The sequence below is a fragment of the Nitrospira sp. Nam74 genome, from assembly GCF_965152615.1.
On sequence record NZ_OZ224220.1, the window covers coordinates 3876610 to 3894571 of the forward strand.

15 protein-coding genes are annotated in these 17962 nt (G+C 56.2%); 13 read left to right on the plus strand and 2 right to left on the minus strand.

All coding sequences use genetic code 11. From position 1 onward, the window contains the following. Positions 1-549 precede the first annotated feature (549 nt). The 13 genes from ACWHYZ_RS18205 to ACWHYZ_RS18265 all read left to right on the plus strand — a co-directional run bounded on the left by ACWHYZ_RS18205 (position 550) and on the right by ACWHYZ_RS18265 (position 15628). A complete protein-coding gene (locus ACWHYZ_RS18205) occupies positions 550-819 on the plus strand; it encodes a hypothetical protein (protein WP_447984091.1) in 270 nt (89 codons plus the stop codon). Positions 820-1590: 771 nt separating this feature from the next. Then, complete coding sequence (locus ACWHYZ_RS18210; protein ID WP_447984092.1) at positions 1591-1917, plus strand: RNA recognition motif domain-containing protein; 327 nt, start codon at positions 1591-1593, stop codon at positions 1915-1917. A gap of 82 nt (positions 1918-1999) precedes the next feature. After that, on the plus strand, positions 2000-2848 hold the full coding sequence (locus tag ACWHYZ_RS18215) for an acyl-CoA desaturase (RefSeq protein WP_447984093.1): 849 nt from the start codon (positions 2000-2002) through the stop codon (positions 2846-2848). A 214-nt stretch (positions 2849-3062) separates the two neighbouring features. After that, on the plus strand, positions 3063-3440 hold the full coding sequence (locus ACWHYZ_RS18220; protein ID WP_447984094.1) for a response regulator: 378 nt from the start codon (positions 3063-3065) through the stop codon (positions 3438-3440). 539 nt (positions 3441-3979) lie between these two features. Further along, the gene (locus ACWHYZ_RS18225) at positions 3980-5824 is read left to right on the plus strand and encodes an ABC-F family ATP-binding cassette domain-containing protein (protein ID WP_447984095.1); all 1845 of its coding nucleotides are present in this window, start codon (positions 3980-3982) and stop codon (positions 5822-5824) included. Positions 5825-6021: 197 nt separating this feature from the next. Next, entirely contained in the window at positions 6022-7239 is a 1218-nt protein-coding gene (locus ACWHYZ_RS18230; RefSeq protein WP_447984096.1) for an outer membrane beta-barrel protein, read from the plus strand. 210 nt (positions 7240-7449) lie between these two features. Next, positions 7450-7539 (plus strand): potassium-transporting ATPase subunit F, encoded by a 90-nt coding sequence (locus tag ACWHYZ_RS18235; RefSeq protein ID WP_447984097.1) that lies wholly within the window; start codon positions 7450-7452, stop codon positions 7537-7539. Further along, positions 7539-9341: a potassium-transporting ATPase subunit KdpA gene (kdpA, locus tag ACWHYZ_RS18240; protein WP_447984098.1), complete on the plus strand. Its 1803-nt coding sequence runs from the start codon at positions 7539-7541 to the stop codon at positions 9339-9341. The genes ACWHYZ_RS18235 and kdpA overlap by 1 nt, the downstream gene beginning before the upstream one ends. A gap of 20 nt (positions 9342-9361) precedes the next feature. After that, positions 9362-11482, plus strand: a complete 2121-nt coding sequence (gene kdpB / locus ACWHYZ_RS18245; protein ID WP_447984099.1) for a potassium-transporting ATPase subunit KdpB — start codon at positions 9362-9364, stop codon at positions 11480-11482. Between the two features lie 9 nt (positions 11483-11491). Beyond that, positions 11492-12073 carry a potassium-transporting ATPase subunit KdpC gene (gene kdpC / locus ACWHYZ_RS18250; protein WP_447984100.1) on the plus strand — a complete coding sequence of 194 codons (582 nt, stop codon included), beginning with the start codon at positions 11492-11494 and terminating at the stop codon, positions 12071-12073. A 128-nt stretch (positions 12074-12201) separates the two neighbouring features. Continuing rightward, the gene (locus ACWHYZ_RS18255) at positions 12202-14637 is read left to right on the plus strand and encodes a DUF4118 domain-containing protein (RefSeq protein WP_447984101.1); all 2436 of its coding nucleotides are present in this window, start codon (positions 12202-12204) and stop codon (positions 14635-14637) included. Continuing rightward, positions 14619-14918, plus strand: coding sequence for a sensor histidine kinase (locus ACWHYZ_RS18260; RefSeq protein ID WP_447984102.1), 300 nt, complete (start codon positions 14619-14621; stop codon positions 14916-14918). Before ACWHYZ_RS18255 ends, ACWHYZ_RS18260 begins: the two co-directional genes overlap by 19 nt. An 11-nt stretch (positions 14919-14929) precedes the next feature. Next, complete coding sequence (locus tag ACWHYZ_RS18265; protein WP_447987610.1) at positions 14930-15628, plus strand: response regulator; 699 nt, start codon at positions 14930-14932, stop codon at positions 15626-15628. 145 nt (positions 15629-15773) lie between these two features. On the opposite strand, the gene ACWHYZ_RS18270 is transcribed toward ACWHYZ_RS18265, so the two are convergent. Together ACWHYZ_RS18270 and ACWHYZ_RS18275 are read right to left on the minus strand one after the other, a co-directional pair. Continuing rightward, entirely contained in the window at positions 15774-16013 is a 240-nt protein-coding gene (locus ACWHYZ_RS18270; protein ID WP_447984103.1) for a hypothetical protein, read from the minus strand. A 349-nt stretch (positions 16014-16362) separates the two neighbouring features. After that, a complete protein-coding gene (locus tag ACWHYZ_RS18275; protein WP_447984104.1) occupies positions 16363-17862 on the minus strand; it encodes a sodium:solute symporter family protein in 1500 nt (499 codons plus the stop codon). Positions 17863-17962 lie beyond the last annotated feature (100 nt).

Genomic DNA, 17962 nt, shown 5'->3' on the forward strand with positions numbered 1-17962 from the left:
GACCATAAGCAATGATGATGAGCTCCATCGTACAGCATGGGAACGCATCCGTCAACAAGGATACTAGTATACCGATTGACAACTTTCCCAAAACCAGCGTAACCGCTATATCGATTATGATGCTTTGTGAAGTTCCTTCAGCGACAGTACGATGGGATTCCCCCTAACGGTCAGGTGCGTCGAATGATTCACAATAGCCGCGTTGACACCGGCGCCGTCAGTCTGATAAAGTCCCGTATCGTTTCCAGTGCTTCTCCCTCAGTAATGTCCGCGACCGTTCCCAGTGCTCGCTGCTCTCTACGACTAAGAGCTTTTGTCCTGTACGAACCCGTTGGTGCTTGAATATAGCCCACGAGTCGGACCGTCAGTTGCTTAAAAGCTCGCACTCATTGTCATAGAAGGAACAGTGCCCATGCACAACACATACGTGGAGAGGCGGACAAAGATCATTCTCTCGTTGGTGTGGCATGGGCCGGCTCCTCATACGTGAGGCGTCGTCAACCAACTCATTGCCAAGACGAAACGCCTGACGAAAAGAAGGAGATTATTATGAAAACCCCGATGACTGCTCACGGGAGCAAGACCCGGAATAAACGTGGAAAAGCGAAGCCCAAAGTACGATGGGAACAATTGGGGTTAACCGACCCATCAGAAACGAATACGACTCCATCAATAGAGGAAATCCGGCGGGAGGTCACGTTGATGGCCAGCCGGGGGCTCGCGCAAGGAACACGGACACGCAGCGTGGGCAAGATATCCCACATTGATGCGCCGCCGACTGGATTAGGTCGACAAAGACGCCGCGGCGCTACGGAATAAGGATCCGCATTCAATCCCTCGGTCAACTCGTTGTCTGATCGGATACATATAACGTCGTACACGGACGACCTACGGAATGTAGGCGAGTACATTGATATAGGCATAACACCATCAAGAACCCGCAGAATGTCATCGGCATCCTTTGATGCGGGATAGCGGGGGCGTTACATACGCCGAGGAGGCACCCATCGGAAAACCAGGCAAAGCCACTCTAGCAAAACGGAACCGCGAGCGGGTTCAACAGCTTAAAAAGAAGGATAAGGAAGCGCGTCGCGCCCAGCGAAAAATTGAGAAAGAACCTCGCCCTACGGACACGACAGAAGATCCTGACCTGAAGGGGCTTGTGTGGGGTCCGCAGGATCCACTTTATTAAACTTCACGGTGCATGTCAGATATGGCAAGCGGCCCTTAGATGGCGGCTTGCCAAAAGTTAAGAGCGCGACCCTCTGCTGCTCCAATTGATTGCAATTCGCCCTTCCGGGCGAACGTGCTCACCAAAACTGCGATGCCACTTGATTGTGGTCCCCTTGAATGGGGACCACCATTTGCATTTCACTCTAGTGTCTGATAGTCTGCTTAAGCTTCAACATGCAGGGTCTCGTGTGGAGCATCAGATCGTAAGACCCATCACCGATGTTGTTTTATCCGGGAATCTGATCGGAAGCCACACCAAAGCCGCCCTCATGGATTCGCGTCTTCGGGCCGTTCCTTCCTATCGTTATATCGTTCTCGCGTCTAAGACAATATCATTTTCTCATAAGGAGGACCCCCATGGGTTCGAAGCTGTATGTCGGTGGGTTGCCGTATTCGGCGACTGAAGCGCAATTGAATGATGTATTTGCCGCGCACGGCACGGTTGAGTCGGCCCGCGTGATCACGGATAAGTTCACGGGACAGTCACGAGGCTTCGGCTTCGTCGAAATGTCCACGCCTGAAGAAGCGAATGCTGCGATTGCTGCATTGAATGGCTCTCAGATGGACGGCCGAACGTTGACTGTTAACGAGGCGAAGCCACAAGAACCGCGTTCCGGTGGCGGCGGAGGCCGTTTCGGTGGTGGCGGTGGGGGCCGCGACAGTGGTCGGCGTAGCCGCTTCTAGTCCCTACCCCTTCAGCCGGTAGTAGAAGGAGATGGGACGCCTCGCGAGAGGCGTCCCTAGCACCTCGCCCAGGACCCACTTGATGAAAACACCGATGCTTTCCCCTGTTCCGGCAGTCCCCTCCTGTAGCTATGCAACGATCATTCTTTTTGCTGTTATGTTTATTGGTACCGTGTTTGGAGTCCCTGCCTTCGGGTATCTTTACGGGTACACGTGGTTGGATTGGATGATGTTCGTGCTTCTCTATATCATTACGGGATTGGGCATTACCGTCGGCTACCATCGATTAATGTCACACCGGAGTTTCGATTGCCCGGATTGGGTCAAAGTGATGCTCATGATTGCCGGCGGGTGGGCATTGCAAAATTCCGCCCTCAAATGGGCCTCCGACCACATCCGTCATCATGCGCACTGCGACGGGGAAATGGACCCCTATAATGCTCAACGGGGTTTTTGGTATAGCCACTGTGGGTGGCTGTTTTACAACGATCCCCGGGCCAACGAAAAATATACCTCTCGGTTGCGACAGGACCGCGTCGTCATGTGGCAACACCGATACTATGTTCCGATCGTGGTCTTCGGGTTGGCCTTGCCCTTTGTCATAGGGCTCATTGAGAGCGGTTGGGTCGGTGGGATTGGCTGCTTTCTACTGGGCGGCGTAGGTCGGACGTTTGCCGTTCTTAACTCAACGTTCTGCATTAACTCCGTCTGCCATTTATGGGGAGAGCAGCCGCATGGGCGATTTGATTCGAGCCGGGATAGTTGGTGGGTGTCCCTCATCACCTTTGGCGAAGGGTATCACAATTATCATCACACCTTTCAAAGTGATTATCGAAACGGGCCGTATTGGTACAATTTCGATCCGTCAAAGTGGTTCATTTACGCGCTTTCGGCCATCGGCCTCGCAAAGTCATTGCGTACCGCCCAATAAGCGGCGCTTCCTGATCCCTCCTTGCACGAATCGGATCCAGTATGCCTGTAACTCAGCGGACAACCGCCCGGCCGTCGCCTCTATACGTAATCTAATTCACCACAGACAGTCGAGCATGACTATCACAGGATAGTTCACTAGCCCCGATTGTCGTCGCCCCTCCCTCTAGCTAGTGTCTGATCAAGCTTGACCGTAATCTTCAAGGTATCGATCAATGGATAGAATACTCGTTATTGACGACGATCCGATGGCATTGGCCACGTTTGAATTGATTCTGAGAATGGAGAAAGGTCCTGGGGTCGTTGAAACAGCGAGAACTGCGGAAGCCGCTCTGCTGTTCACGGAGGGGATGACGTTCGATGCCATTTTAAGCGATATTCGAATGCCGGGCTATGACGGCATCGACTTCTTACGAGAAATTAAATCAACTCATCGGAACACGCCGGTCATTCTTGTGACCGGAGACGATAATTGGGATTTGGAATACTTAGCTTTGCACTATGGCGCCTTCGCTCTTCTTAAAAAACCCATTCAGCCGACCGCTCTTTTAATGACGATTAATAAGGCGCTTGAATTAAGCAAGGTCGATTAGCGACGCGTACCTTCATCATGAGCTAGTCATCGACCCTGTGCATACTCTGCGTCTGCGAGGCCGCTCGTCCTAGGAATCTCTGAGATAAGTCTCTCCTCGCGGTTAATGCTCGCCGGACCTGATGAGCACCTCCGGCAGTGCCCCAATTCAAGCTGAGCGCTAGGTTCATTCGTTTCCCTGTAACAAATTCGTCGGTCTTTGTGGCATGACCTCGGTACGGAGCGATGGGAATGCCATTGCCCCAAGCACCATGACATCCAGGTCTACTTCGGCCGTAGCTAGGGCGCATCGGCCTCAACCAACTTACCCCAACCTTTGCATAAGGCAATCCGGTCCACACCTTCGGCCAGTACGTTTCGTAAAACTTTCGAATCCTTCCCGTCAGAATCACGTCGGGGTGGTCGGCAAACGTATCGATGTGCGCGAACATGATTCTTCCGAAGTCCTCGAGCACTGATGCGGCCTTGCCTTTTCACGTCCTCATCCTGCATGCTACCGCCCGGCACACCAATAGAAAGGATCGGAGGCTCGGACGCCTCATGAAAGATATGGCGCCAACCATTCTCCTCAGTTGTGAATCCGTGAGTAAGTCCTATGGCATGAAACCGCTGTTCGCCGATCTCTCGTTTGCGTTATGTGAGGGCGACCATGTGGGCCTCGTCGGTCCTAACGGCTCCGGCAAATCGACCCTGCTCAAAATTCTCGCGGGCATCGAGAAACCGGATGGCGGCACTCGTACCGTTCGACGCCAGTTACAAGTGATGTATGTGCCGCAGGAACCCGTTTTCGGGGAGACGCAGACGGTCGAAGAGGTCCTTAATGAGGTTTTGATTGCCGAAGGACACGATCCTCACGAGCAGACGGGCCGTATCGCAAAGGTATTGAGCATCGGCGCCTTTACCGATTTGGCTCAGACGGTGGCCACGCTTTCCGGAGGGTGGCGGAAGCGCTTGGCCATTGTCCGCGCGTTAATGCTAGAGCCGGACGTGCTTCTTCTGGACGAACCGACGAACCATTTGGATGTCGAAGGAATCCTCTGGCTCGAAGCTCTGCTCAAAGCCGAGACACGAGCTTTTCTCGTGGTCAGTCACGACCGGCGATTTCTTGAATCAGTCGCGTCGCGCATGTTGGAGTTGAACCGCTGTTACAAGAATGGCGTGTTCGAAGCGAAGGGCCGATATAGTGACTTCTTGGAGCAACGGGACGCGCTGCTTCAGGCACAAGCCGACTATCAAGCTTCCTTGGCCAATCGGGTCCGCGGAGAAGTGGAATGGCTGCGACGGGGACCGAAAGCCCGGGCAACCAAGGCCAAGGCACGAGTGCAGGCAGCCGGCAGATTGATTCATGAATTGGAGGCGGTGACAGCCCGATCGGGACAGGCGACCGCCGAGATCGATTTCACGTCGTCCGGGCGCAAGTCTAAACAGTTGATGATTGTCGAGCAACTCACCAAATCACACGGTGGCAGACCGATCATCGCAAAGGTCGATTTTGTCTTGGGGCCCGGACAGCGGTTGGGCCTCCTGGGACCAAACGGAAGCGGCAAAACGACACTCCTACGCCTCCTCGCCGGAACGTTAGAGCCGGATGGCGGAACAATCGTGCGTGCCCAAGGCCTCCGCATTGTCTCGTTCGAGCAGCACCGGGAGTCCTTGGACCAGACGATGCCGCTTCGACGAGCGCTCGCCCCCGTTGGCGACGCCGTCGTCTATCAGGATCGCTCTGTGCACATCGTCTCTTGGGCCAAAAGGTTTCTCTTTCGCCCGGAACAGTTGGACCTGCCGGTGGCCCGTCTCTCCGGAGGCGAGCAGGCACGCTTGCTCATCGCGCGGCTGATGCTTCAGCCGGCTGATCTCCTGATCCTCGATGAACCGACCAATGACTTGGATATCCCCACTCTCGATGTGTTGGAAGACAGTCTGCTGGAATTTCCTGGAGCACTAATTCTCGTGACCCACGATCGATGGCTCCTGGACCGAGTCTCCACCATGCTCCTAGCACTGGATGGTATGGGTAACGCAGAATGGTTTGCTGACTATGCTCAATGGGAAGCGGCCCAAGCACGAAACACGGGCGGCCGGCCACGGTCGGAATCCCAGCCTGATACAGTGTCCCAGACTAATGCAGCGCCAGTGGTCAAAAAGAAAGCGCTGACCTACCGGGAGCAACAAGAATGGGAGCAGATGGAACAAAAGATCGTCGAAGCCGAGGATGCCGTCGCGGCATGCCAAGTTGCAATGGAAGATCCGACCGTGGCTTCCGACGCTACCACACTGCAAGCGCGATGCGAAGCGCTGGAGGCCGCCCAAGCCCAGGTTGAAAAGCTCTATGCCCGTTGGACAGAACTGGAAGACAAACGCGGTCAATCCGCGAAGACGCCATAGCGTCTTCTCCTCAAAGTGGCCAGCTACCAGTTCTCACGTCACGACATCTCCTCAAGCCGCTTACACAGTTTCATTTTTATAGAATATTTATGTGGTCGATCAGGGTTTTTTCCCCATTCCAACATCGCCAGCAGTATTCTGAGGACGACAAGGGGGTTGAAACAGGGACCTGAGCCCATTCAAAAAAGGACGTCGCTGTGAATCTGCGTCTGGGGACCTACATCCTCCTGCTCGTACTCCTAATGAGCTGCAACTCAGCCGCCGCCGAAGACGACTCTGTTACTCCGGTTCAAGCTGAACCTCGTAAAGGTCCCATCGAGACACCGACCACCGAGGAACCCCGGGTGGAGGCTGCAAAGCCGCTGTGGCATTACGGCGGATTTGTCGATCTTGGCTATTCCCTCGACTTTAACTTCCCGCAGAATCACCTGTTTCGAGATCGCAGCACTACACCGCGCGTCAACGAACTCGATGTAAACATGGCCGGCATTTATGTCAAGAAAGACGTGTCTGAACAATCACGGATGGGCATGGAATTGCTGGTGCACGGTGGGCAGGATGCGAAGAATTTTGGGTTTGGGGTCAATGAGCCAAAAGTACCGAACTCAGATTGGTATCGGCAGTTTGGGCGAGCGAATGTGTCATACCTGGCACCAGTCGGGAATGGGCTGACGATTCAAGCCGGACTTTTCAACAGTCTCATCGGTTACGACTCGCTCTATGCCAAGGACAACTTTAGCTACACGCGCCCCTGGGGCGGAGACTATACGCCTTACCTCATGTTCGGCGTCAATGCGACCTACCCCTTCAATGACCGGTGGGCCGGAACGCTCTTCATCATTAATGAGTATTTTCATCTTCAGAATACGAACAGTGTCCCGAGTTACGGAGCACAGGTGGCATACAAGCCATCCGGGCCGTGGACCGTCAAGGAAACGATCTATTACGGCCCAGATCAATCCAACACTTCAATGCAATTCTGGCGGTTTTTCTCCGACAGCATTGTGGAATGGAAACAGAACCCCCTGACGATTGCATTTGAGTACCAGATCGGAACCGAAGAACTCGCGACGCCGGGGACGCCGCGCATTTTTTGGACGGCGGCTCAGTTGCCAATCCATTGGGTTATCGATGGGCCATGGAGCGCGACCGTCCGTCCCGAATTTTATTGGGATCGCAATGGGAGGCTCACGGGGTCTGAGCAGTTTATCAAGGCCGTCACGACGACACTCGAGTACAAATTCCCTTATCTCTGGACCAATACCATTGCTCGGCTTGAGTATCGATACGACGAATCGCGTGGGCCGGGGGGAGGATTCTACAAAGGTGGCGAAATAGCGCCGGGCGTCATTGGGCTGACCCCCGCGCAACACCTCTTGATCGCGGCCCTGATCTGGACATTCGATTCACCGTAGTGCCTACGACGAGCGGCGTTGATTCACCGGTGAACGAACGGCGTAGAGGCACACCACTTTTTACACCATTTTTATACCTCGGTTAGTACAGTGAATCACTAACGAGGAGGAACACCATGGAAGACATCATGATGCTGGGGATGATGATGATCTTTTTCACCGTTACGACCTGGCTCCTCTATTTCCTTGCCAGACTCTAAGGAGATCGCGATGACGGCATGGTATGCGGCGGGTGGTGGGCTGTCTCTTGGACTGCTCCTCTATCTGTTGATTGCGCTGCTCAAGCCTGAGTGGTTCTGATGACCGTCAACGGGCTCACTCAAATTGGACTGTTTTTCGCGATTCTGCTTGCGCTGGTGAAACCGCTCGGCTGGTATATGGCGCAGGTGTACCGCGGCAGGCCGTTCGGGCTCGACCGCATCCTGGGTCATTTTGAGCGATGGCTCTACCGCCTCGCGGGCGTCCATGAGGACGAGGAAATGGAATGGAAGACCTATGCCCTCGCCCTGGTGATCTTCAACGTCGCCGGGCTGCTTGCTCTGTATGGTCTCCAGCGGGTGCAAGCATTTCTGCCGATGAATCCCGCGAGCTTAGCAGCCGTCGCGCCGGACCTTGCCTACAACACGGCGGTGAGCTTTGTCACAAATACCAACTGGCAAGCCTACGGCGGCGAGGCCACCCTGAGTTACTTCACCCAAATGCTGGGAATGACCGTTCAAAACTTTGTCTCCGCGGCGACCGGCATGGCCGTCCTCGTTGCGCTGATTCGCGGCTTGGCACGGCGGAGCGACACGACCATCGGAAATTTCTGGGTCGATCTGACTCGCGGTACGTTGTACATTTTATTACCGCTCGCAATTATACTCGCGCTGATCCTCGTGTGGCAGGGAACGGTATCAACAACCGGCGCATACCATGCCGGGGCCCTTCTTCAGCCCATCACATACGAGAAGCCATTGACCGGTTCCACGGGACAGCCGGTACTCGACGAGAAAGGAGAGCCGAAAACGGAACGCACTTCGGTGCCGGAGCAAGTCCTCGCCGTGGGACCAGCGGCACCTCAGATCGCGATTAAACAACTCGGCACCAACGGCGGCGGCTTCTTCAACGTCAATTCCGCCCATCCGTTCGAGAATCCGACGCCCTTGTCAAATTTTCTTGAGGCCCTGGCGATCCTGCTCATTCCCGCTTCACTCTGCTACACCTTCGGCATGATGGTCGGTGACACTCGACAAGGTTGGGCACTCCTTGCGGCAATGACCATCATTCTCTTGTGCTTCATCCCGTTAGGACTCTGGTCCGAGCAAAGTGGCAATCCGGCCTTTACCGGCCTCGGCATCAATCAGACCCCCGACTTAGGACAAGCCGGGGGAAACATGGAGGGGAAAGAAACGCGGTTCGGCATCACGAACTCCGTCCTGTGGTCTGCTGTCACGACCGCCGCTTCCAACGGGTCCGTCAACTCGATGCACGATTCGTACACCCCCTTGGGAGGGCTCGTCCCGCTCTTCCTCATGCAATTCGGAGAGGTGGTGTTCGGCGGAGTAGGGTCTGGTCTGTACGGCATGATCGTCTTTGCCATAATTTCAGTATTCGCGGCCGGGCTCATGGTCGGTCGTACGCCGGAGTACCTTGGAAAGAAAATCGAGCCGTATGAAATGAAGATGGCCTCCTTGATCATCTTGATTATGCCGATCATCGTCTTGAGTCTCACAGCCGTCGCGGTCGCGGAGGCCGGAAAGGCGTCAATTTTCAATCCCGGCCCACACGGGTTCAGCGAGGTGTTGTATGCCTATACCTCGATGGGTAACAACAACGGCAGCGCCTTCGGCGGCCTGAACGTTAACACATTCTTCTACAATACCAGCGGTGGTCTGGCAATGCTGCTCGCGCGCTTTTGGATTATCCTCCCAACACTTGCATTGGCGGGGTCGCTGGCACGCAAGAATATCGTCCCCGCCGGGCCGGGAACCTTACCCACTCACACGCCCTTGTTCGTCACCGTCCTCATCGGAGTCGTCCTGCTGGTGGGCGCGCTGACGTTCGTCCCCGCGCTTGCGCTCGGTCCCGTCGTCGAACACTTGATCATGATCACTTCGTGACATGTAGCCGCGAGGTCTCAATGGCCGTACAGGCAACACGGCAGAAATCACCATCGCTCTTCGAACCGGTGATCGTTCGCCAAGCGCTGCTGGATGCATGCCGCAAACTCGGTCCCCGGCATCAGGTAAAAAACCCGGTCATGTTCGTGTTCTGGATCGGAAGCATCGTCACGACCGGCCTCTTGCTCCAAGCTTGGCTCGGACGCGGCGAAGCACCCACCTGGTTTATCCTCAGCGTGACGCTCTGGCTATGGTTCACCGTCCTGTTCGCCAATTTTGCCGAAGCGATGGCTGAAGGCCGCGGCAAGGCGCAAGCCAACTCGCTACGACAAGCGCGACGTGAGCTCACCGCCAAAAAACTCGGCCCCTTTCGATCAGGCACGGAGTATCGAGCGGCGCCGGGATCAGCTACTCGAAAAGGAGACGTATTCACGGTTGTTGAGGCCAATGCCTTGAAGAAAGGCGATGTGGTCCTCGTCGAAGCCGGTGACTTTATTCCTGCCGACGGCGAGGTCATCGAGGGCATCGCCTCGGTGAACGAAAGCGCCATCACGGGCGAAAGCGCGCCCGTCATTCGGGAGTCGGGTGACCGCAGCGCGGTGACCGGAGGTACCCGCGTCCTGTCCGATTGGTTGATCATTCGAATCACGGCCGGTACCGGGGAAACATTTCTCGACCGCATGATCGCGATGGTCGAAGGCGCCACTCGGCAAAAAACTCCGAATGAGATCGCACTCAATATTTTGCTGGCGGCAATGACGATCATCTTTTTGCTCGCGACGGTCACGCTCCTCCCCTTCTCTCTCTACAGTGTTCAGGCTGCCGGTCACGGCACACCGGTCATCATGACGGTGCTCGTGGCTTTACTGGTGTGTTTGATTCCCACAACGATCGGCGCACTCTTGTCCGAGATCGGCATCGCCGGGATGGATCGCATGGTGCAAGCCAATGTTATTGCCATGTCGGGTAAAGCCGTCGAGGCGGCCGGCGACGTGGACGTGTTGCTGCTCGACAAGACAGGCACCATCACATTAGGCAACCGGCAAGCAACCGCCTTCATTGCGGCGGAAGGGGTGCAAGAGACCGCGTTGGCCGATGCCGCGCAATTGTCCTCGCTCTCCGATGAAACGCCGGAAGGCCGGAGCATCGTCGTGCTGGCCAAGGAGAAGTATGGATTGCGCGCGCGGGAAATCCATGAACTCGGCGCCACATTTATTCCCTTTACTGCCCAAACTCGGATGAGCGGCGTCAACTTGAACGGCCGTGAGATTCGCAAAGGGGCGGCCGATGCGATAGAGGCCTATGTCACCCACCTCGGCGGCGCCTTCTCCTCTGTGGTCGCACACGCCGTCGACGTGATCGGCAAACAAGGCGGCACGCCATTGGTGGTTGCCGAAGGCGCCCAGGTGTTAGGGGTCATCTCTTTGAAGGATATTGTGAAGGGTGGCATCAAAGAACGCTTCGTCGAACTGCGCCGCATGGGGATCAAGACCGTGATGATTACCGGGGATAATCCACAGACGGCAGCGGCGGTCGCGGCAGAAGCCGGGGTCGACGATTTCCTAGCTCAAGCCACACCCGAGGCCAAACTTAAATTGATTCGTGAGATGCAAGCCGGCGGTCGCCTGGTGGCCATGACGGGCGACGGCACCAATGATGCACCGGCACTTGCGCAAGCCGACGTCGCCGTCGCAATGAACACCGGCACACAAGCCGCCAAAGAGGCCGGCAACCTTGTTGATCTGGATTCGAATCCCACGAAGCTGATGGAAATCGTCGCCATTGGAAAGCAGTTGCTCATGACGCGCGGCGCCCTGACGACCTTCAGCATTGCCAATGACGTGGCAAAATATTTTGCGATTATCCCGGCCGCCTTTGCGACAACCTATCCGGCACTCGGGACGCTCAACATCATGCATCTGGCCACGCCCGAAAGCGCCGTCCTTTCCGCGGTCATTTTCAACGCGCTCATCATCGTTGCATTGATCCCGCTGGCCCTGCGTGGCATCCGGTACCGCCCCATCGGGGCCGGTCCGCTTTTGCGGAGACACCTGTTGATATACGGTCTGGGAGGCATTCTGGTGCCCTTTGTCGGCATTAAACTCATTGACATGCTTCTGACCGTCCTCGGCTTAACCTAAGAGGGATCTATGCGCGCTCAAGTGAAACCGGCCATTATGATGCTGCTGCTCCTCACCGTCCTTACGGGACTCGTATATCCACTCGGGATCACGGCGATGGCGCAGCTGCTGTTTCCACATCAAGCCAACGGAAGCTTGCTCATCAATGGCGGTCGAGTGGTCGGATCATCCTTGATCGGACAGCCATTCGATGATCCCAAGTATTTCTGGAGCCGACCTTCCGCCACTACCCCGTTTCCCTATAACGCTGCGGCTTCACCCGGATCCAACCTAGGACCGACGAATGATGCGCTTATACAGGCCGTGCGAAGACGCGTGGATGCCCTCAAAGCAGCTGATCCCGACAACATAGCGCCAGTCCCCGTCGATCTTGTGACAGCATCCGGAAGCGGTCTCGACCCCCATATCAGTCCTGCCGCCGCCGAATATCAGGTTCAGAGAGTCGCAAGACTGCGTGACATAGAGGAACACATTGTTCGGCGACTTATGCTCGAACAGACGGAAGACCGCCAATGGGGTTTTCTCGGAGAGCCGCGCGTCAATGTTCTGGCACTCAATCTGGCCCTTCATGCTCTGGAACATCGTCCGTAACTATGCTGGTGATCCAACCTATGCTCGTGTGCGCGCATTCCTCCAAAGAGAGACACGAAGCCGCTACGCTCCGCTAACTTCTTTTATCCGGCAAACGGTCTATAATTCCTAACGGATGGTGTATTGATATGGATCCACGCCGACCTGATCCCGATGCGTTGCTGAAACGCGTCCAAGACGAAGAGACTCGCGCGACGTGCGGGAAATTGAAAATTTTCTTCGGCGCCACCGCCGGCGTCGGGAAAACCTATGCCATGCTCGAAGCGGCCCACGAACAGAAGGACGAGGGCGTGGACGTCGTGGCTGGTGTGGTGGTGACGCACGGCAGAGTCGAAACCGCGAGCTTGCTGCAGGGACTTGTCACTTTGCCTCCCCGTGTTGTCAACCATCAGGGCGTGCAACTGGAGGAGTTAGATCTCGATGCGGCCTTGGCTCGCAGGCCGACTCTCATTCTCATCGATGAATTAGCCCATACCAATGCACCGGGCTCGCGCCATCCGAAACGCTGGCAGGACGTGGAAGAGTTGTTGGCCTCCGGTATCAGCGTCTATACGACCGTCAACGTCCAACACATAGAAAGCCTCAACGATGTGGTCGCCCAGATTACGGGAATCCGCGTGCGAGAAACCGTGCCTGATTCGGTGCTCGAGCGCGCGGACGATGTGGAGCTCATCGATCTTCCACCGGACGATCTCCTGCAGCGTCTCAAGGAGGGGAAAGTCTATGTGCCGGAGCAGGCCCGGCATGCCCTCGACAATTTCTTCCGCAAAGGCAACCTGATTGCCTTGCGGGAATTGGCCCTGCGGCGCACCGCCGAGCGGGTAGACCAGCAGATGGAAGTGTACCGGCGGGATCATGCGGTGGTGAAGACGTGGCCGGCCGGAGAAACCATCATGGTCTGCGTCAATCTGAATCCTCGTGGCGTGCGTCTGGTCAGAGCCGCACGAGGCATGGCGGCCGGCCTCCACGCCAAATGGATCGCCGTATATGTTCAAACACCACGCCATCTCGGATTGTCCGAGGTTGAACGGAGTCCGGTCTTCCAGACCTTGCGTCTCGCCGAGCAATTAGGGGCCGAAGCCGTCACACTCACCGGCGAACACGTCAGTCAGGAACTGTTGGATTATGCGCGAAGCCGCAATGTCACCAAGATCATCGTCGGGAAACCGCTTCGATCACGATGGAAAGAATGGCTGTTCGGCTCGGTCGTCAATGACCTCGTCCAAGGGAGCGGGGACCTCGATGTATATGTCATCACCGCAGAAGCCGGCGAGAGCCGCCCCCGATTGGGCCACGTCCTACAGCGGACCAGTCGCTGGTCCAATTACGGATACGCCGGCTTAGCGGTCACCGCTTGCACAGCGGTCAGTTGGTTCATGTTTCCGTACTTCAGCGTGGCCAATCTTATTATGGTGTATTTACTGGGCGTGGTCATTGCCGCCACACAATGGGGCCGCGGACCCTTGATCTTCGCATCCGTCATGAGCGTGGCGGCCTTCGATTTCTTTTTTATCCCTCCTTATTTCACCTTTGCGATCTCCGACATCGAGTATATGTGGACGTTTGGGGTCATGCTCACCGTTGCCGTGCTTATCAGCAGCTTAGCGGCCAAGACCAAACAACAGGCCGAAGCCGCACGATACCTCGAACGTCGCACGGGAGTGCTGTACGCGATGAGCCGAGATCTGGCTACACATCGTGGCGTCGACAAACTCACTGATGTCGCCTGCCAGCATCTCCAGGCGGTGTTTGAGAGCCAGGTGGCGGTGTTCCTTCCGGACGACTCCGGTCGAGTGGCGCTGCAGCGGAGCCAACAGCTTTTTTTCGAAGTCAACCCGAAGGAAGCCGGTGTTGCTCAATGGGTGTTCGACCATAAAGAACGAGCCGGCCTCGGCACCGATACATTGCCCGGCGCCACCGGACTGTACCTTCCGCTCTTGGCATCGCGCGGCCCGATCGGTGTCGTGGCCCTTCGACCGGCACACCCATCCCGCTTGCTCAACCCGGAACAGATCCATTTGCTCGAAACGTTCGCCAATCAAGTCGCACTCGCCATTGAGCGCGCTCGGCTGACGGAGGAAACTCAACAGGCCCATGTGCAAGCGGCCACCGAACGGATGCGCAGCGCGATTTTGAGTTCGGTGTCGCATGACTTGCGCACCCCGCTCGCGACCATCACAGGAGCTGCCAGCAGCTTGCTGAAAGGCGGGGACCATTATGACGACATCGGCCGCCGGCAGTTGGCACGGGCCATTTACGAAGAAGGCCATCGATTGGACCGGTTGCTCAAGAACCTCATCGACATGACCCGTCTTGAAGCGGGTGGCCTGCAACTCAAGAAGGAACGGCACCCGATGGAGGAAGTCATCGGCTCAGCATTACACCGGCTGGAACGCCGGCTGGAGCAACACCGGATCACCACCCATTTACCGGCAAGCCTGTCTATGGTACCCATGGACGCCATTCTAATTGAGCAGGTCTTCATCAATCTCATAGATAACGCTGCGGCCTATGCCCGCCGGACAGCGCCATTGAAATCGCGATCATGCCCAGCAACGGGATGATCGTCTGTGAAATCGCGGATCACGGACCCGGTATCCAGCCAGGCGACGAACAACGGATCTTTGAGAAATTCTATCGTGGGACGCCGAAGCGTGAGGGAGGACTGGGCCTGGGACTGACCATTTGTCAGGGCATCATTGAAGCGCATGGCGGACGAATTTGGGTGGAGAATCGACCTGGTGGCGGCGCTCTCTTCCGTTTTACCCTGCCGCTCGATGACCATCAGGACGTGAAGGCCGCATCCACCGTGCAACCTGCACACAATACCGCGGCACCCTACTAAACATGGGTCAGATCGTCTCCCAACAGCCATTGGTCCTACTCATGGAAGATGAGCCGGAAATCCGCCGGTTTCTTCGAACTTCCTTACCGGTGGAAGGCTACCGCCTCATCGAGTCGACCAACGGTCATGACGGACTGACGCAAGCGAGCGCAAGAAATCCGGACCTGATTCTGCTCGACCTTGGTCTTCCCGACATGGAAGGACTCGAGGTTATCCAACAACTCCGGACATGGACGACCATTCCCATTCTGATTATTTCCGCCCGGGACCAGGAACAGATGAAAGTCGATGCCCTTGATTTAGGCGCGGATGATTATGTCACCAAGCCTTTTGGTATCCCGGAGTTGCTTGCCCGCATGCGGACCGCGTTACGCCACATGGCCCATCTCTCTCAGCACCCCGCCGATGACGTCTTCTCCGTCGGGGGGTTGCGAGTCGACTTGGCTCGTCGACGCGTGTTTGTGAACGAACAAGAAGCCCATCTGACGCCAATCGAATACAAGCTGCTGACCGTACTCATTCATTACGCCGGGAAAGTCGTCACGCATCGACAGCTCTTAAAAGAAGTGTGGGGCCCGTTGCATGTCGACGAGCATCACTATGTCCGCGTCTACATGCGCCAGTTGCGAAATAAAGTCGAGCCGCATCCGGCTCAGCCGCGGTACCTTCTGACTGAACTTGGAGTCGGATATCGACTCAAGGCCGAGTGAAGCAACCGCAGCGTGACCATTTCATCTTCGTGCCGATGAGTGCAGATATCAGATATGTTATCGCACTGCGCCGGCGTCATGTCTCCGGTATCACCTATTCCCCTGCGCGTCATGTCTCGTTCCTATTGGTGACCAATGACCATTATTAGGCCGGAAGTTTGATTGCCTCCCCAGGCGATCCGATCGAATCGTTTGCGTGCTTCTCATAACCGGAAGCAGGGGCGTGACGATTGACATGCGTTCCGTCTCGGAGCGTGTCGGCCAGGCGTACGATAAACTCTTTCTCCGTCGAGTTCAGCGGTGAGCCCTTGTCGATCATATGCAACAACGTCTCAATGCACAGCGTGAGATCGAATAATTCTTTTCGGATTTGCGGTCGCTCCATCGTTTCCTCCTTCGCGATATCCCCCATCATGCTTACTGTGACTATACACAGGCCTTCCATCTCTCCGGCATCATAACAACGGGTATCCCACCACAGCCATCAGTCAAACGGGACGAGCCTATGCGATTTGATCCGTCCTCCATGCAGCGGATAACTCGTACGTGGACACCCATAGGTAGCCAATTGCCGAAGCGTGGTCGACGCCCTTTCGTTTCATTTGTAAAGAGGTGCTTCAAGAGGTCTGTCGGGACGATTAAACCTGATGATGTGAAAGCGCGGCGATAGATGACAGACCGATCGCGCGTGCTGCAGCTCTTCTCGGGGCCTTAGACCATGTGCTGCAGGCCGGCTATTGCCGCCCTTGGCCCGTGCCGTGCTGCTGTGGGGCGTGAACGATGGCGGGGCTCCTACCGGTATCCGCCCCGAGGGAATAAGGCGAGGGATGACCCACCCAGTGAGGTAGCAGCGAGCCGATCAACATGCCGATGACGGCCGTGATAAAGCCAACGAGTTGCGGCGGCCAGACGGTGTGCTGAGGAACGAACAGTTCAAGGGAGATCCATGTCGTGAGCCCGGCGGCAATAGCAAAGAGCGCGCCTTGCGTGTTCGCCTGCTTCCAATACAATCCCGCGCACAGAGGAATGAATGCCGCGACAAGAGTGACCTTATAGGCGTTTTCCACCATCCTGAAAATACTTGCCTCGGAATTAAGGGCGAATCCCAATACGACGGCGGCAAAGCACACTAAGACCGTGCGCATGGTGCGCAAGAAGGCGCGGTCACTCATCTGCGGCGCTATGCCCTTGATGATGTTCTCGCTGAAGGCTACGGAGGGAGCGAGTAGCGTCGCGCTCGAGCAACTCATGATCGCGGAGAGCACGGCGCCGAAAAAGATGATCTGCGCAACGACCGGGGTGTGCTGCAAGATCAGCGTCGGAAGGACGAGTTGTGGGTCCTTATTTAACAATGCGCCGAACATGGCTGGGTCGACCAGCGTCGCTGAATACGCCAGGAACATCGGCACGAACGCGAAGAAAAAATAAAGCGACCCACCGAGCACCGATCCGCGCACTGCGGTCTGCTCATCTTTCGCCGAGGTGATCCGCTGAAATACATCCTGCTGAGGGATCGAGCCGAGCATCATCGTCATCCATGCCCCAATAAAGGGAATCCAGGCGCTAAGGCTGGATTGCGGAAAGAACACAAGCTTTCCCGCCTCCGCCGCATGGCTAATGACCGCCCCTACGCCACCCGCGAGCCCGCTGACAACCGACGCGATGTACAGCATGCCACCCATGATGACGGTGATCTGGACGAAATCCAGGATTGCCACAGCGAACATACCCCCGAACGTCGTGTACGTGAGCACGATCGCGGCACCAATCACCATGCCGAGCGTCTGGGTGACGGCTTCATTCGAAACCATATGCAACACTAAACCTAAGGCCTTGATTTGCGCGGCCACCCACCCGAGGTATGAAGCCACGATGCAGAGCGTACACAAGACCTCCACCGTGCGGTTGTAGCGCAGTCGGTAATAATCGCCAATCGTCAAGAGATTTAGGCGGTAGAGACGTCGCGCGAAGAAGAGCCCGGCGAGGATCAAACACAAACTGGAGCCGAACGGATCCGCCACAACGCCGCGCAACCCGTCCTTCACGAAGGTTGCAGAAATCCCAAAGACGGTCTCCGCACCAAACCAGGTAGCGAACACCGTCGCGGTGACGATCGGCAAAGGCAAACTCCGGCCGGCGACGGCAAAGTCCTTTGTGTTGTGGACCCGGGTAGAGGCGTACAGCCCGATTGAGACGGAGAGGACCAAGTAGAGAATGACAAAGCCGAGTATCATCCGTAGATTGGCATGGTGGTCGGCCGACTCGTTAAGAAGGCTCGCGAAAGATTCCTACTTGACGCGAACCTTATACTACAAACGGTACTACACAGCAAAA

What these genes read in the sequence shown, in the direction of transcription:
- ACWHYZ_RS18205 (WP_447984091.1), top strand. Translation starts at nt 550, where the DNA reads ATGAAAACCCCGATGACTGCTCACGGGAGCAAGACCCGGAATAAACGT.
- ACWHYZ_RS18210 (WP_447984092.1), top strand. Translation starts at nt 1,591, where the DNA reads ATGGGTTCGAAGCTGTATGTCGGTGGGTTGCCGTATTCGGCGACTGAA.
- ACWHYZ_RS18215 (WP_447984093.1), top strand. Translation starts at nt 2,000, where the DNA reads ATGAAAACACCGATGCTTTCCCCTGTTCCGGCAGTCCCCTCCTGTAGC.
- ACWHYZ_RS18220 (WP_447984094.1), top strand. Translation starts at nt 3,063, where the DNA reads ATGGATAGAATACTCGTTATTGACGACGATCCGATGGCATTGGCCACG.
- ACWHYZ_RS18225 (WP_447984095.1), top strand. Translation starts at nt 3,980, where the DNA reads ATGAAAGATATGGCGCCAACCATTCTCCTCAGTTGTGAATCCGTGAGT.
- ACWHYZ_RS18235 (WP_447984097.1), top strand. Translation starts at nt 7,450, where the DNA reads ATGACGGCATGGTATGCGGCGGGTGGTGGGCTGTCTCTTGGACTGCTC.
- kdpA (WP_447984098.1), top strand. Translation starts at nt 7,539, where the DNA reads ATGACCGTCAACGGGCTCACTCAAATTGGACTGTTTTTCGCGATTCTG.
- kdpB (WP_447984099.1), top strand. Translation starts at nt 9,362, where the DNA reads ATGGCCGTACAGGCAACACGGCAGAAATCACCATCGCTCTTCGAACCG.
- kdpC (WP_447984100.1), top strand. Translation starts at nt 11,492, where the DNA reads ATGCGCGCTCAAGTGAAACCGGCCATTATGATGCTGCTGCTCCTCACC.
- ACWHYZ_RS18255 (WP_447984101.1), top strand. Translation starts at nt 12,202, where the DNA reads ATGGATCCACGCCGACCTGATCCCGATGCGTTGCTGAAACGCGTCCAA.
- ACWHYZ_RS18260 (WP_447984102.1), top strand. Translation starts at nt 14,619, where the DNA reads ATGCCCAGCAACGGGATGATCGTCTGTGAAATCGCGGATCACGGACCC.
- ACWHYZ_RS18270 (WP_447984103.1), bottom strand. Translation starts at nt 16,013, where the DNA reads ATGGAGCGACCGCAAATCCGAAAAGAATTATTCGATCTCACGCTGTGC.
- ACWHYZ_RS18275 (WP_447984104.1), bottom strand. Translation starts at nt 17,862, where the DNA reads ATGATACTCGGCTTTGTCATTCTCTACTTGGTCCTCTCCGTCTCAATC.